This window comes from Mesorhizobium sp. WSM4816 (assembly GCF_055811535.1).
Window position 1 is genome coordinate 26672 of record NZ_JBVVQR010000005.1, and the last position, 13600, is coordinate 40271.

Consider the following 13600-nt stretch of genomic DNA (forward strand, 5'->3'; position numbering starts at 1 on the left):
ATCACCTCTCGACGATCGCGAAACGTTGATTGAAAGCGTTCATGGCCATCGACATGACGAGGGAGATCGCGAGATAGACCGACAGCGTGATCGCCATCACCTGGACGGCGGCGCCGGTCTGGTTGAGCACCGTCCCCGCGAAAATCTGAACGAGGTCGGGGTAGCCGATAAACACCGCGAGTGAGGAATTCTTCGTGAGATTCAGGTACTGGCTGGTCAGGGGCGGTATGATGATGCGCAGTGCCTGCGGAACGATGACCAGGCGAAGCGTTTTGCCCGGCGCAAGCCCGAGCGCATGGGCAGCTTCGGTTTGGCCTTTCGGCACAGCCTGGATCCCGCTGCGGACAATTTCCGCGATAAAGGAAGCGGTATAGACGGACAGACCGATCAGAAGCGCGGCGAACTCCGGATAAAGCTGGTGCCCACCCCGGTAATTGAACCCTTTCAACTCTGGCGTCACGAACGACACTGGCGAGCCGGCCAGGAGGAAGACGGTCAGAGGCAGTCCGATCAAGGCAGCGAGGCTGACCCAAAGCACGGGCAGCTGCTTTCCGGTGCGGTTCTGTGCGCGTCTGGCGTAGGACCAAAAAGCGACGCAGAAGAAGCTGGCCGCCAGGAATGCAAGTCCCACGGTACCTGCTCCTGCGTAGAGCTGGATTTCCGGAATGATGAGACCGCGATTGTTCAGATAGATGCCGCCGGGGAGTTCGATCGACGCCCTCGGCGCAGGCAGCGCTTTCAGGACTGCATTGTACCAGAACAAAAGCTGCAGCAATAACGGGACGTTGCGTATGATCTCGACATACGAGACCGCGACCTTTGAAACGATCCAGTTCGGTGACAGGCGGGCAATGCCGACGACAAAACCCAAGACTGTCGCCAACACGATTCCAAGCAAACTCACATAGAGGGTGTTGATCACACCAACCCAGAACGCCTGGCCGTAGGTGGAGAGCGTGTCGTAGGGGATCAGTGTCTGATTGATGTCGAAGCCGGCGGTCTCGTTCCAGAAGCCGAAGGACAGCGGAATCCCGCGTGCCCTCATGTTCGACGCAGTCTGAACGGCAATGCCCACGGCCAATGCCAGCAGGCTGCCCGCTAGCAAAAGCTGATAGATGATGCCCCGGACCTTGGCGTCGTGCAGGGACAGGCTCCTGCGCGAGGGCGCGGCGAGCAGCACATCAGACATGACCCTGTTCCTGTGTTGATGTGGACTAAGACGCCGGCGCAATCGCTGGCGTCTTGTGGACCAACCAGCCTAGCGGATCGGCGGGGCGTACTGGAGACCGCCCTCACTCCAAAGAGCGTTCAGGCCGCGCTCCATCTTGAGCGGCGAGGCCTTGCCGATATTGCGATCGAACACTTCGCCATAGTTGCCGACCTGCCTGATAACGTCCACGGACCAGCTATCGCCAAGCCCGAGATCCTTTCCAAGGCTGCCCTCCGCTCCGAGCAGCCGGCGAATGTTCGGGTTGTCCGACGACTTCATTTCATCGACATTCTCAGAGGTTACTCCCAATTCTTCGGCAGTGACCATGACAAGGAGCGCCCATTTGGCCACGTTGAGCCAATGATCATCGCCCTGCCGCACGGCTGGCCCAAGCGGCTCCTTGGAGATGAGTTCAGGAAGCACGATGCTGTCGTCGGCCTTCGCCATGCGCTGGCGCGACGCATTCAAGGTGGAGGTGTCGGCGGAGAGGACGTCGCAGCGGCCTTCGTCGTAGGCCTTTACGACGGCTTCTTCATCGGCAAACCCGACGGTCGAGAATGTCATCGAATGCGACCGGAAGTAATCGGCGAGGTTCAATTCTGTCGTCGTGCCCTGGGTGACGCAGATGGATGCGCCATCCAGATCCTTGGCCGAACCGATGTTCTCCGCTTTGCGGACCATAAAACCCTGGCCATCGTAGAAATACGTGCCCGCAAAAAGTATTCCGAGAGACGTGTCGCGGGATGATGTCCAGGTTGCGTTATGTGCGAGTATATCGATCTCGCCCGACTGAAGCGCGGTGAACCGGTCCTTCGGCGTAAGCGGAATGAACCTTACCTTCTGCGCATCGCCCAGAACCGCTGCTGCAACAGCGCGACAATAGTCGACCACGAACCCGGTCCATTTGCCCTCATTGTCCGGAAGGCTAAATCCGGCCGTCGCTGAGTTGGTTCCGCAGGTCAGAACTCCGTTCTTCCTGACATTGTCGATCGTCGCGGCGGACGCGTTGGATACAACGAGCCCTACCGCTGCTCCGACCAGACTCTTGAGAATTGCTTGCATCTTGGTTCCCCTTATTTTTTGTGGAGCACCAAGGTTGCGCAGGCCTCATTATTGGTCAAATTCATTCTCGTCATGTTGACTATGAAGTCTGCTCATACAATGGCTGCACTCGCAATGGTTTCAGCCGTGTGTCTCCTGTTTATTTCTTCTGTTCCCTCTCAGAAACAATTTCTCTCTTTTTAATCTGTGACTCAGAGTAGATGTTTGAGAGAACTTCTTTGAGCCAGATCGTCCCTGGGTCCGTGGCCATCTGCGGATGAAGGAGCAACCACGCGCTCACATTTGGGATCGGCAGGGGCGGCGAAAGGAGAGTCACTTCACTCGCTTTATCAAGGATTTGGAGGATTCCGTCACCACAATGAGCAACAAGTTCGGTGCCTCGCAAGACCCACGGAAGTGCCAGATAATTTGATATCGTCGCGACCACGTTCCGCCGCAAACCGAGCTCCTTGAGCGCGGCATCCGCAAGTCCGCTGGAAACACCATCGGCGGAAACCTGCAAGTGAGACGCTGACAGGTATGTCTCCAATGACATCGCCGAACTTGCGATTTGGCTGCCGCTCCAAACTGCGCAGAAGAGACGATCCTGGCCCAGTTCGACCTTTAGGAGGCTTGGGTCATCCTTGATCACTGCTCCAGTCAAGGCACAGTCGATCTGTCGAAGATGAACCGAGGACGGGATATCGAGCCCGTTCGCTGGAATGATATTCAACGTGGCACCGGGCGCCTGCCTGGAAAACTCCCGGAGAAGACGGGGTATGATTATCATCGCATGGTAGTCGGTGAGTCCGACACGAAAGTTCCGCCGCGTGGTTGCGGGATCGAAAGTTTGATGGCGATCAATCGAGGCTCGAATCGTCGCCAATCCGGCCGAAATGTCTGGCAGAAGCTCGACCGCCCGCGGGGTCGGCCTCATAACGCCTCCATCGCGCGTGAACAGCTTGTCGCCGAAAAGGTGCCGCAGCCTGGATAAGGAATGGCTGATCGCAGATTGCGTTCTTCCCAATTCGCATGCCGTACGCGTGACGCTTCTTTCGCGCATCATGACGTCGAACACGCGCAGCAAATTCAGGTCGAGGTCATCGAAGCTCATGAGATTGCCCATGAATGGTTTGTCATGAATGGTTTGTCATGAATCAGCACCGAAAAATGACGGCCACAGAGAGCCGATAAGGCCTTGGGTTTCATGATGAGGCGAGAACGCTCGATTGCTGGCCCTGCCCCCGCCAGGGATTTGCAAGCACATTGTGCACTTGCTCGGGGCCTCGAGTCTGACGGATACATCCGTAGGAATCGATACCGGATTTCAGATGCTTGAATGCTACTTGCGTGGGCAGCACTCAATATAGCTTCCCGCGGATCTCACCGATGTTCACGGCGTGCCTCCTTTTCCTCGCTGTTCTGCTCCTCACCACCGTCGGGACGGTTGATTGTCACCGTGCACGCAATCAGGGTGTTCCAGTCCGGGCCGTGTTCAATGATGTTATGAAGCTCGGAAATCTCTTCAAGATAATGTTCGATCGTAATCGGGCCGTTCTGGTGGCCGTAGACAAGCACCGCTTTCCAGCGCTTGTCACCATGCAGCGTTACCACGTTACTCATGCCGACTATCTCCTGCGGTCATCGAACAAATCCGGCTGGATTGCCGTGGGCCAAAAGATAGCGGAACCGACCCGGCATGCAGCCGGTTGAATCGGCATGAAAAGTCGTCCTCTGACAACCAGCAATGCAGGCTACATCATGAGCATTCTGCAGAGTACCAAGAAAGCCGTCGAGCAGGTTACCGGTGTCGCAAGACCGGGCAGGCAAGAGGTAACCGATCTTGTAAGGCGGCGAAAAGCCAATGAGTTTTGGTTCAAGGATGATGGCCTGGTGCCCAATCATCCGTTTTGGCCGCTTGTCGTCTATCGCGGCGCCGTGAGGCTGCCTGAAGAATTTGATCCCGCAGCCGTCTTGGAGGAGCTTTTCGAGGCCAATGGATGGGGGGCCAGCTGGCGGAATGGCATCTACGACTACGTTCACTACCATTCGCGAATACATGAGGTGCTCGGGGTTGCAGCCGGGACAGCCAAAGTCCGGTTTGGAGGCAAAAAGGGACGAACCCTGTCCCTGAAGGCCGGCGACGTCGCGGTTCTTCCGGCCGGCACCGGGCACCACTGCCTTTCGGCGTCCGACGATTTTCTGGTTGTCGGCGCCTACCCTCCATTTGGGACCTATGACGAATGCACGACTGCCCAGGACCATGATGGCGCGCTGGCCACGATCCGGAAGGTAGGTCGTCCACGCAAGGATCCCGTCTATGGGACCAAAGGGCCGCTTCTGCAAAATTGGAAGAAGACTTGAACTAGGCGCAGATCGATCGAAGACAAGCACAGAATGCAAGAGCGTGGGAGTGCGCAGCTCAGGCTACCGGCCGAGCGCCGCATTGCAATCAACTGTCCGTCGGCGGCAGGTGAACAACCATCCGCTGTCTGGCATCACGGCCGGACGGCCGGCGTCTCGACCGGCAGGCCGCGGGCCCGCTCTGTCAGATGGAGTTCCAGGTCGACGAGTTCGGGCGCGCCGAATGCGAAGGGCTCGGCTCTGACCCCGATCATGCAGTTGCGCAGGCGCCGCTGCAGCGAACCGACCGTCTGCCACTCCAGTCGGTAGAGCGGATAGCCGGTCGGATGCGCCTGCGGGATGACACTGCCGCCGAGCCGTTTGCCCCAATTGTCGTCGTGGCAGGAGGCGCAGGAGAGCTCGAGCTGTCCGATACGGCTCTGGAACAGACGCCGGCCGTTGTCGCGAAACCGCGCGAGCCGGGCGTCGGTCGCCGGTGTGATTGGCATGCCGCGCGACTGATGCGTCACATAGGCCGTCAGGGCGAGCAAAGCCTCGGACTCCGGCGCCAGCGGCTCGCCCTGCTGCCGCTCCGCTCGGCAGGAGTTGATGCGCCCGGCAAGGTCGATCGGCCGGCCCGTCGCCGCATCAAAGGCCGGGTAGCGCGCGGCAACGCCGCGCATCGTCTGACGCGCATCGTCATGGCAGCCGGAGCAGGCGACATCCGCCCTGCCCTGCGCCTGTTGCCAGAGCTGCTCGCCCTGCAGCACCCACAGCATGCCGGGATTGCTGATGTCGTCGGCCTGCAGCGCCTGCGTCTGCGGCGTCATGAAGTCGAAGCCGGAGCGCTTCTCGCCGTCTTCGATGCCGGCGGCGATGGCAATGCTGCAGACGGCCGCCGCGATAGTCCCCACCAGGCCCCAGAGGGCGCGCATCAGCTCACCGTGATCGTGGCCGACGCCGTTTGGGTCTTCCCGGCATCATCGGTCCAGGTGAAGTCGATCGTGCCGCTCGTCGTGGCAGCCAGCGTGAAGGCAATGAATGGATTGGCCGACACCGCTGGAAAGAGATCGGCCGAGAACACCTCCGCGCCGTTGTAGGTGCAGGTGAAACGGCGGATGATGTCGCGGGGGATGTTGGAGCCGTTCGGGCCGGTACGATAGCCGGTTTCCATGGGATGGGCGATCATCGCCTTGATCTCGACGACTTCGCCCTGCTTGGCCACTTTCGGCACATTGACGAGCGCGCGCGCCACTATGAAAGGTCCTCGATACAGGCGGCCAGCGTGACGATGGCGCTCGCCCGGCTCGACCAGAAGCTGCCGTCGCTCATCTCGGCGACGGCGACAACGACCTGTGAGGTCGCGAGCCGGATCCGCGTCGAGACCATGGCGCGGCCGGAGCGCGCCCCGAGGTGGAAAACCGCGACATTCGCCTCCGGGTTTTTCTCGTTGAAGACCGCGATGCGCCGGACATGGTCGTCTTCGGTCATCGGGCTCTCGGCGACGACTGTGATCCCGACCGCGTTGCCGTTCTCGACCAGAGGCGGCAGGTCGAGCCGGACGCGGCCGTCGAGAACACTGGCTCCGCCGGTGAAGGTCCGGATCGCTTCCTCGAGGCTCGGACGGGCAACGGCCCGGCGCGGCAGGCTGATCGCCAGCAGGCCGGTCATGCCGGCCCGAAGAAACTGCCGCCGTCCGAGCATGCCTGCGTAAACTCCCGGGCCTGCGTAAACTCGAAGCGGGTCTTCGTGCATGATCACCCCTTCAGCGTCGTGAGATAAGCGACGATATCCTCGATGTCGGCGCCGTCCAGGATCGGCTTGCCGCGCCAGGCGGTGGCGACACGCCGGCCTTGCTCATCCGCGACCCGATAGTAGGAAGGCATGATCGTGTCCGGCACGAGCCGCTTCATGTCGACCACGCGCAGCCGGATCTGGCCTTCCGAAAGTCTTGCCCCGACGCCGGTCAGGTCGGGCGCCAGCGTGCCGTGCAGATGCGCGTCGGGAAGCGGCCCGCTGTGGCAGAGCGTGCAGAGGCTGCGCTGCCGGTCCGCGATCAGCGCGGCGCCGCGCGCCGGATCACCCGTGCCGCCGACCAGAGGCTGCATGATCGCATCGCCGGTCACGATATAAGCCCCCGTCTCCTCGCTGGCACCGGGCGAGGCCGCAAGCTGCAATCCCAAAAAAGCCAGAAAACCCAGCCTCATCATCCGAACACTTCACTGGTGATCGTCCGGAACCAGTCCTGCGCATAGGCCGCTTCCAGTTCGCGGACCGACAGCGGCGCTTCGAGCGGGCTGGTGCCGCCCCCACCCTCCACCTCGGCAAGCAGCCCGTCACGCGGCTGGTAGACCCCGGCGATTGAAATGCCATAACCGGGCGCGACCAGGCTGTAGCAGGTGTTGATGAGCTTCGGCTGCGCCGGCTGCCGCTCCCTGACCAGGGCGGCGACCGCCGCGGCGCAAGCTTTTGCCTGGGCGTTGGCGCTGAAGGCGGATTTCGGCATCGCCCCGCCGATCGCCGCGTCGCCGATGACGTGGATCGCCGGCTGCAGGCGGGACTCGAAGCTGACCGGGTCGATCGGGCACCAGCCCGTCTGGTCGGCAACGCCGGCCGACTGCGCAATCGCGCCCGCACGCTGCGGCGGGATCACATTGGCGACATCGGCCTTGTGATCGCCGAACTCGGTCACCAGCGTCCTTGTCGCCGGGTCGACTTCCGTCACCCTGCCGCCCGACGACAGCGGCACCCATTCGATCAAGCCGGGATAGAGTTCTTGCCAGGCCGCTTCGAACAGCCGCTGCTTCGAAAAGGCGTCCTTGGCGTCGAGGATGATCAGCTTGGATCTGGGCTTGCTGGTCTTGAGATAATGCGCGATCAGGCTTGCCCGCTCGTAGGGACCGGGCGGGCAGCGAAACGGATTGGCTGGCGCCGCGAGGACGACGATCCCACCGTCCGGCATCGCCGCGAGCTGGTCGCGCAGCAGCAGCGTCTGCGCGCCCGCCTTCCAGGCATGCGGCATGATCGCCGCCGCCGCCTCGTCGTAGCCCGGCAAGGCGTCGAAGCTCAGGTCGACGCCCGGCGCCAGCACCAGCCTGGCGTAGCCGATGTCGGTACCATCCTCCAGCCGGATGCGCCGGCGCTCGGCATCGACGGCGACAGCCCGCTTGCGGATCAGCGCGATGTCGCCGAACTGGTCATAGCGAAAGGTCTGCGCCTCGATGCCGCGCAGCCCTGCAATCACTTCATTGCTGAACGGGCAGGCCAGGTAGGCGGGCTCTGGCTCGATCAGCGTCACTGCAAGATCGCGATCCAGCCGTTTCAGCGCGCGGGCGCAGCTTGCCCCGGCAAAGCCGCCGCCGACGACGATCACGCCGGGCTGCGTCTGTGCGCGCAGCTGCGGCGCGGCAAGGACGGCCGCGGCGACGCTGGCCGCCACGCCGCCGATCAGGGCTCTACGGCTGGGCATGGCGTGCCGCCTCCGGCTTGGCGAGCCATTCGGCGATGGCGCGCGTCTCCGCCTCGGTAAATCCCCTGGCGATGCGGTCCATGACCGTCGCCTTGCGGTCACCGGAACGGAAGGCTTGCATCTGGGCGACGATGTCGTCTGCCGCGTGGCCGTCGAGCGAAGGGATGGCTGAGCGGAGCGCCACCGGCCCGTGACAGCCGGTGCATGCCGTAGCACCAGGCGCCGCGTCGGCCCATGCCGGCGCGCTGGCCGCAAGCGCCGCAAGCAGGACAGGCGCCGCAAGCAGGACAGGCGCGAGCGCCCGTCCGCCAGGCCTGTTCTTTGCGCGCCTCGTATCAGGCGAGGTCATGGTTCTTTAGCGGCAGCGTGCGGATGCGTTTTCCGGTGGCGGCGAAGATCGCATTGAGGACGGCCGGCGCGGCGACCGCGATGGTCGGCTCGCCGACGCCGCCCCAGAAGCCTCCGGAAGGCAGGATGATCGTCTCCACATCAGGCATTTCGGCCATGCGCAGGACCTCGTAGCTGTCGAAGTTTTCCTGCTCCATGCGGCCGCCATTGACCGTGCATTCGCCGTAGATGCAGGCGGAAAGGCCATAGACGAAGGAGCCCTCGACCTGCCGCTCCACCTGTGCCGGGTTGACGACATGGCCCGGATCGGTGGCCGCGACGATGCGATGGATCCTGAGTTGTCCATCGGTGACCGAGACCTCCGCTGCCGCCGCCACATAACTGCCGAAACCCATGATCTGCGCCAAGCCGCGGTGAATGCCGGCCGCGGGCGGGTTGTCCCAGCCGATCCGTTCGGCGACCGCCTCCAGCACGGCGAGATGTTTTGGATGTTTGGCCATCAGCTTGCGGCGGAAGGCGAGCGGGTCGACGCCGGCGGCATGGGCGAGTTCGTCCATGAAACACTCGACGTAGAGCGCGTTCTGGTTGAGGTTGACGCCGCGCCAAAAACCTGGCGGGATCGGCGGGTTGCGCATGGCATGGTCGACAAGCAGATCGTCCACGGTATAGCCCAGCGTGCCTTCCGTGCCGCTGAGGACGAGGCCCTGGAAGACCACCGGATCCATGCCGTTCTGCATGCCCTGCGGCCGCACCGCGGCAAGGATCGACTGGCCGGATATGCGCATGTGCAGAGCGGTCAGGTTGCCGTCCGCGTCGAGTGCGCCCGTCAGCCGGCATCTTGTGGTCGGGTGATAGGCGCCGTGCAGCATATCCTCCTCGCGCGACCACATGAGCTTTACCGGCGTTCCCGGCACCTGCCTGGCAATGCTGACCGCCTGGCGCACATAGTCCTGGAAGTTGCCGCGCCGGCCGAAGCCGCCGCCGAGATGGATCTTGTGCACCTCGCATTGCTGCACCGGCAGGCCGGCGGCCTCGGCCGCTGCAGCAAGGCTCGCCTCGCCATTCTGGGTCGGCACCCATACCTCGCAGCGCTCCGGCGTGTAGAGCACCGTCGCGTTCATCGGCTCCATGGTCGCGTGGTTCTGGTAGGGGAAGGCATAGGTCGCCGTGACCGTCCGGCCCGCGGCGGACAGGACAGCACCGGCGTCACCTTGCCTGGCGCCGATGAAGGCGTCATTTGCGGCGAGCCCCTCTTCGAGCATCGCCGCGATCGAGGCGCTGGTGACCTGCCTGTTGGGGCCTTCGTCCCAGACGATCGGCAAGGCATCGAGAGCGGTTTTCGCCCGCCACCAGGTGTCGGCGACAACCGCAACGGCGGTCTCGTCGACCTGGACGACGGTGCGCACGCCCGGCATGCCCGCCACCGCCGCCGCGTCGAAACTCTCCACCTTGCCTCCGAAATACGGGCAGGCCCGGATCGCCGCGTTGAGCATGTTCGGCAGCTTGAGATCGGCGCCGTAGACCTGGCTGCCGTTGAGCTTGTCGGCCGTGTCGAGCCGCGGCAGCGGCTTGCCGGCTATGGTCCAATCCTTCGGGTCCTTGAGCGTGACATTGGCGGGCGGCGTCATTCGCGCGGCGGCGGCAGCCAGCTGTCCATAAAAGGTGGCGCGATCCGACGCTGCATGCGTGACCATGCCCATCCTTGCGGTGCATTCGCTGGCCGGGACGCCCCATTCGGCGGCCGCGGCGGCGATCAGCATCTCGCGCGCAACGGCGCCGCCAATGCGCACATACTCATGCGACTCGCGGATGCCGCGGCTGCCGCCGGTCGAGAAATTGCCCCACACGCGGTCGCGCGCCAGGTTCTGGGCCGGCGACGGGTATTCCGTCGTGACCTTGGACCAGTCGCAGTTCAGCTCCTCGGCGACGAGTTGCGCAAGGCCGGTCAGTGTCCCCTGCCCCATCTCGGAGCGGGCGATGCGGATGACCACCGTATCGTCGGGCCTGATCACCACCCAGGCATTGATCTCCGGCGCCGCCTCGCTGCCATCGGCCAGTGCCGGCTTGATGAACGGCACGTTGAATCCGAGGGACAAGCCGCCGGCTGTGGCGGCCACGCCGATGATGAAGCTGCGGCGGGAGAGGGAAATTGTGGCGTTCATGACTGCTCTCCTCAACCGCGTTGCGTGGCTTCGCCGGCCTTGGCGGCCAGCTTGATCGCGGCGCGCACCCGGTTGTAGGTGCCGCATCGGCAGATGTTGGTGATCTCGGCGTTGATGTCCTCGTCCGCGGGGTTCGGGTTCTGCATGAGCAGACCCGCCGCAGCCATGATCATGCCGGCCTGGCAGTAGCCGCATTGCGGTACGTCGAGCGCCAGCCAGGCCTGCTGGACCGGATGCGAGCTGTCCGGCGAAAGCCCCTCGATGGTGGTGATTTGCTGGTCGGGCTCGACCGCGCTCACCGGAAGCACGCAGGAGCGCGTGGCGACGCCGTCTATATGGATGGTGCAGGCGCCGCAGGCGGCAACGCCGCAACCGTACTTCGTTCCGGTAAGCCCGATCTGCTCGCGGATCACCCACAGCAGCGGCGTGTCCGGATCGACCTCGATGTCACGTGGCGTGCCGTTGATGATCAATCTGGCCATTGTGCAATCCTTTCGATCAAAGGCTGGCGAGGACCGAGTCTGGATGCCGCCCCTGGCGACAAAGACCGGACGTCCCGGCTAGCGACGAGGCCAAGTTAGGCGGGAGCTGTCGCAGAACCTTGTCCCGAACACCGGCAGTTCATCGCAAGTTGTCGCGGGCGCAGTGCTCTGATACATTTCGTTACATTTCTCACGCTTTGTTGATGTCGGGCGAGATTGCCGCCATGGCGCGGAAGGTGATCATCCGTGTAGACGCAAACTAGATATCGTCGATACTGACCGACTATTCAGCGGCGACCTTGGAGCATTGCATGGAAGTGGCGCAGCACATTGCGGTCGTCGACGACCACAGGGACATCCGCGATCTCGTGGGGAAATACCTCACGCAGCAGGGTTATCGCGTCAGCGTCGCCGACAGCACGGCCGCGCTCAAGCGGCTGCTCGACCGCAGCCTGCCCGATCTTATCGTCCTCGACGTCATGATGCCGGGCGAGGACGGCATTGCCGCCTGCCGGCACGTGCGCGGAACGGTCGACGTTCCGATCATCTTCCTTACCGCCATGGCCGAGGAGGTCGACCGGATCGTCGGCCTCGAGATCGGGGCCGACGACTACCTGACGAAGCCGTTCAATCCGCGGGAATTGCTGGCGCGGATCAAGGCTGTGCTCAGGCGCGTCCACAGCCTGCCGCCGCAGCGCGGTCGGCTCAAGTCGAACGCGCTGCGCTTCGACCGCTGGACCCTGAATGTCGGCCGCCGCGAGCTGGTCGGGCTCGACGGCGTGGCGGTCGCGCTCAGCACGGCCGAATTCCGCCTTCTCACCGCTTTTATCGAGCATGTCGGGATCGTGCTCAGCCGGGATCAGTTGCTCGACCTCACCGTCGGGCGCTCGGCCGACGGTTTCGACCGGGCCGTCGACAACCAGGTGAGCCGGCTGCGCAAGAAGATCGAGGCGGACCCGAAGAATCCAATGCTGATCAAGACGCACTGGGGCGGCGGCTACTGCTTCACCGCCGAGGTGGCCCAGGCATGATGCTGTTATGGAGACGCAGCCTGGCGGCCCGCTTCCTCATGCTGGTGCTGCTTGCGCTCGCCCTGTCGCAGGCGATCACCTTCCTGATCTCTTGGGACGAGCGCGGACAAGCCCTGCACGCGGCGGCCAAGGGCGAGTTCGTCAGCCGCACGTCCTCGCTTGCCATTTTGCTGGACACGACGCCGCCCTCGCTTCGACCCGACATCCTCAACGTCAGCGGCACCGCCTATACGCGCTTCTGGACCTCGCACGACGGGCCGAGCAATCCCCTCGCCTGGCAACAGGAGGCGCTGACGCAACTCGCCAAGCCGCTGCCCGGCATTGCCGCCAAATATGCAGCCTACATGAACGGGCAGGCCTCGAACGCGGTCGCTGCCGCCGATCCTTCGGTGCCGCCGCGCATGCTGGACCTGTCCGGCAGTGGCAGCCCGTTCACGCGACCTGCCAAGTTTCTTTATCTGGACGGCGCCCCAAACGGCATGGGGCTTTCCGTCCGCCTTGACGACAGCACCTGGCTGAATGCCGCCTACGCCAAGGTGATGCCGAGCGCCTTCTGGACCGCGCAATCGGCGATATCGCTGGGGCTCACCGCACTCATCCTGTCCGCCATAGCGATTTTCGGGGCGCAGGCAATCGCGCGTCCGCTGCGACGGCTCGCCAATGCCGCAGAACTGTTCGGCCGCGGCGAGGCCGTGCCGCGGCTGCCGGAATCAGGGCCGGACGACATCCGCCAGACCGCAGAGGCGTTCAACCGCATGCAGGAGCGCCTGCAGCGCTTCGTCGAGGACCGCACACGCATGCTCGCGGCGATCAGCCACGACCTGCGCACGCCGCTGACCTCGCTGCGGCTGCGCGCCGAGTTCGTCCAGGATCACGATCTCCAGGAGAAGATGCTGAAGACCATCGAGGAAATCCAGACCATGACGGAAGCAGCGCTCGCCTTCGCGCGCGAGGACGCCGCGGTGGAGGAGACGCGAACCGTCGATCTTTCGGCGCTGGTCGGCAGCCTCTGCGACGACCTCGAGGAGCTGGGCCAAAACGTCACCGTCAGCGACGGGCCCAAGGTGCTGTATCGCTGCCGGCCGGACTCGCTGCGCCGGGCGATCCGCAACCTCGTCGAAAATGCCGTCCGCTATGGCGAGCAGGCCAAGGTGAGCCTGGTCAGGCGCACCGACAGCCTGGACATCGTGGTCGAGGACGCCGGGCCCGGCATTCCGCAAGCCGACATGGAACAGGTGTTCGCGCCCTTCTTCCGCCTGGAGCAGTCGCGCAACCGGGAGACCGGCGGCGTCGGGCTCGGCCTGTCAATTGCCCGCGCCATCGCCCGCCACCACGGCGGCGACATCGTGCTGGAAAACCGGAGCAACGGCCTTCGCGCGATCATCAGGCTGCCGCTCATCGACATGGCCAAGCAGCTTGCCCCGGCGCCGGTGCCTGAGACGAGCCCTCCGACCGGACTGCGATCCTTGCCGGCTTGACCGAAACCCGTCCCGCGATCGCGCCAGGCCCGCTGC

At 63.7% G+C, this 13600-nt stretch carries 15 protein-coding genes; 3 read left to right on the plus strand and 12 right to left on the minus strand.

Features of this window, described 5'->3' with window-relative positions:
- Position 1: 1 nt before the first annotated feature.
- The 4 genes from AC0L3H_RS07930 to AC0L3H_RS07945 all read right to left on the minus strand — a co-directional run bounded on the left by AC0L3H_RS07930 (position 2) and on the right by AC0L3H_RS07945 (position 3874).
- A complete protein-coding gene (locus tag AC0L3H_RS07930; protein WP_473585082.1) occupies positions 2–1189 on the minus strand; it encodes an amino acid ABC transporter permease in 1188 nt (395 codons plus the stop codon).
- A 69-nt stretch (positions 1190–1258) separates the two neighbouring features.
- Positions 1259–2272 (minus strand): amino acid ABC transporter substrate-binding protein, encoded by a 1014-nt coding sequence (locus AC0L3H_RS07935; RefSeq protein WP_473585083.1) that lies wholly within the window; start codon positions 2270–2272, stop codon positions 1259–1261.
- 139 nt (positions 2273–2411) lie between these two features.
- Entirely contained in the window at positions 2412–3365 is a 954-nt protein-coding gene (locus tag AC0L3H_RS07940) for a LysR family transcriptional regulator (RefSeq protein ID WP_473585084.1), read from the minus strand.
- 269 nt (positions 3366–3634) lie between these two features.
- Positions 3635–3874 carry a hypothetical protein gene (locus AC0L3H_RS07945; RefSeq protein WP_027151810.1) on the minus strand — a complete coding sequence of 80 codons (240 nt, stop codon included), beginning with the start codon at positions 3872–3874 and terminating at the stop codon, positions 3635–3637.
- Between the two features lie 138 nt (positions 3875–4012).
- Here AC0L3H_RS07945 and AC0L3H_RS07950 point away from each other — a divergent pair, with 138 nt between their 5' ends.
- Complete coding sequence (locus AC0L3H_RS07950) at positions 4013–4615, plus strand: cupin domain-containing protein (protein ID WP_473585085.1); 603 nt, start codon at positions 4013–4015, stop codon at positions 4613–4615.
- Positions 4616–4749: 134 nt separating this feature from the next.
- Here AC0L3H_RS07950 and soxA read toward each other — a convergent pair whose 3' ends face one another.
- The 8 genes from soxA to AC0L3H_RS07990 are packed head-to-tail and all read right to left on the minus strand — an operon-like array spanning position 4750 to position 11055.
- On the minus strand, positions 4750–5529 hold the full coding sequence (gene soxA / locus AC0L3H_RS07955) for a sulfur oxidation c-type cytochrome SoxA (protein WP_473585086.1): 780 nt from the start codon (positions 5527–5529) through the stop codon (positions 4750–4752).
- A complete protein-coding gene (gene soxZ, locus AC0L3H_RS07960; RefSeq protein WP_473585087.1) occupies positions 5529–5849 on the minus strand; it encodes a thiosulfate oxidation carrier complex protein SoxZ in 321 nt (106 codons plus the stop codon). Before soxZ ends, soxA begins: the two co-directional genes overlap by 1 nt.
- The gene (locus tag AC0L3H_RS07965) at positions 5849–6298 is read right to left on the minus strand and encodes a SoxY-related AACIE arm protein (RefSeq protein WP_473585088.1); all 450 of its coding nucleotides are present in this window, start codon (positions 6296–6298) and stop codon (positions 5849–5851) included. The genes soxZ and AC0L3H_RS07965 overlap by 1 nt, the downstream gene beginning before the upstream one ends.
- A gap of 53 nt (positions 6299–6351) precedes the next feature.
- Positions 6352–6804, minus strand: coding sequence for a sulfur oxidation c-type cytochrome SoxX (gene soxX / locus AC0L3H_RS07970; protein ID WP_473585089.1), 453 nt, complete (start codon positions 6802–6804; stop codon positions 6352–6354).
- The gene (locus AC0L3H_RS07975; protein WP_473585090.1) at positions 6801–8063 is read right to left on the minus strand and encodes an FCSD flavin-binding domain-containing protein; all 1263 of its coding nucleotides are present in this window, start codon (positions 8061–8063) and stop codon (positions 6801–6803) included. The genes soxX and AC0L3H_RS07975 overlap by 4 nt, the downstream gene beginning before the upstream one ends.
- Positions 8050–8412: a c-type cytochrome gene (locus tag AC0L3H_RS07980; RefSeq protein ID WP_473585091.1), complete on the minus strand. Its 363-nt coding sequence runs from the start codon at positions 8410–8412 to the stop codon at positions 8050–8052. Before AC0L3H_RS07980 ends, AC0L3H_RS07975 begins: the two co-directional genes overlap by 14 nt.
- Complete coding sequence (locus AC0L3H_RS07985) at positions 8399–10573, minus strand: xanthine dehydrogenase family protein molybdopterin-binding subunit (RefSeq protein WP_473585092.1); 2175 nt, start codon at positions 10571–10573, stop codon at positions 8399–8401. The genes AC0L3H_RS07980 and AC0L3H_RS07985 overlap by 14 nt, the downstream gene beginning before the upstream one ends.
- A gap of 11 nt (positions 10574–10584) precedes the next feature.
- Complete coding sequence (locus tag AC0L3H_RS07990; protein WP_023798506.1) at positions 10585–11055, minus strand: (2Fe-2S)-binding protein; 471 nt, start codon at positions 11053–11055, stop codon at positions 10585–10587.
- A 311-nt stretch (positions 11056–11366) separates the two neighbouring features.
- Here AC0L3H_RS07990 and AC0L3H_RS07995 point away from each other — a divergent pair, with 311 nt between their 5' ends.
- Both AC0L3H_RS07995 and AC0L3H_RS08000 read left to right on the plus strand, forming a co-directional pair.
- The gene (locus AC0L3H_RS07995) at positions 11367–12086 is read left to right on the plus strand and encodes a response regulator (protein ID WP_023798507.1); all 720 of its coding nucleotides are present in this window, start codon (positions 11367–11369) and stop codon (positions 12084–12086) included.
- Entirely contained in the window at positions 12083–13564 is a 1482-nt protein-coding gene (locus tag AC0L3H_RS08000; protein WP_473490140.1) for an ATP-binding protein, read from the plus strand. The genes AC0L3H_RS07995 and AC0L3H_RS08000 overlap by 4 nt, the downstream gene beginning before the upstream one ends.
- Positions 13565–13600: the final 36 nt, after the last annotated feature.

What these genes read in the sequence shown, in the direction of transcription:
- AC0L3H_RS07985 (WP_473585092.1), bottom strand. Translation starts at nt 10,573, where the DNA reads ATGAACGCCACAATTTCCCTCTCCCGCCGCAGCTTCATCATCGGCGTG.
- soxX (WP_473585089.1), bottom strand. Translation starts at nt 6,804, where the DNA reads ATGATGAGGCTGGGTTTTCTGGCTTTTTTGGGATTGCAGCTTGCGGCC.
- AC0L3H_RS07965 (WP_473585088.1), bottom strand. Translation starts at nt 6,298, where the DNA reads ATGCTCGGACGGCGGCAGTTTCTTCGGGCCGGCATGACCGGCCTGCTG.
- AC0L3H_RS07975 (WP_473585090.1), bottom strand. Translation starts at nt 8,063, where the DNA reads ATGCCCAGCCGTAGAGCCCTGATCGGCGGCGTGGCGGCCAGCGTCGCC.
- AC0L3H_RS07990 (WP_023798506.1), bottom strand. Translation starts at nt 11,055, where the DNA reads ATGGCCAGATTGATCATCAACGGCACGCCACGTGACATCGAGGTCGAT.
- AC0L3H_RS07930 (WP_473585082.1), bottom strand. Translation starts at nt 1,189, where the DNA reads ATGTCTGATGTGCTGCTCGCCGCGCCCTCGCGCAGGAGCCTGTCCCTG.
- AC0L3H_RS08000 (WP_473490140.1), top strand. Translation starts at nt 12,083, where the DNA reads ATGATGCTGTTATGGAGACGCAGCCTGGCGGCCCGCTTCCTCATGCTG.
- AC0L3H_RS07980 (WP_473585091.1), bottom strand. Translation starts at nt 8,412, where the DNA reads ATGACCTCGCCTGATACGAGGCGCGCAAAGAACAGGCCTGGCGGACGG.
- AC0L3H_RS07945 (WP_027151810.1), bottom strand. Translation starts at nt 3,874, where the DNA reads ATGAGTAACGTGGTAACGCTGCATGGTGACAAGCGCTGGAAAGCGGTG.
- soxA (WP_473585086.1), bottom strand. Translation starts at nt 5,529, where the DNA reads ATGCGCGCCCTCTGGGGCCTGGTGGGGACTATCGCGGCGGCCGTCTGC.
- AC0L3H_RS07935 (WP_473585083.1), bottom strand. Translation starts at nt 2,272, where the DNA reads ATGCAAGCAATTCTCAAGAGTCTGGTCGGAGCAGCGGTAGGGCTCGTT.
- AC0L3H_RS07995 (WP_023798507.1), top strand. Translation starts at nt 11,367, where the DNA reads ATGGAAGTGGCGCAGCACATTGCGGTCGTCGACGACCACAGGGACATC.
- AC0L3H_RS07950 (WP_473585085.1), top strand. Translation starts at nt 4,013, where the DNA reads ATGAGCATTCTGCAGAGTACCAAGAAAGCCGTCGAGCAGGTTACCGGT.
- AC0L3H_RS07940 (WP_473585084.1), bottom strand. Translation starts at nt 3,365, where the DNA reads ATGAGCTTCGATGACCTCGACCTGAATTTGCTGCGCGTGTTCGACGTC.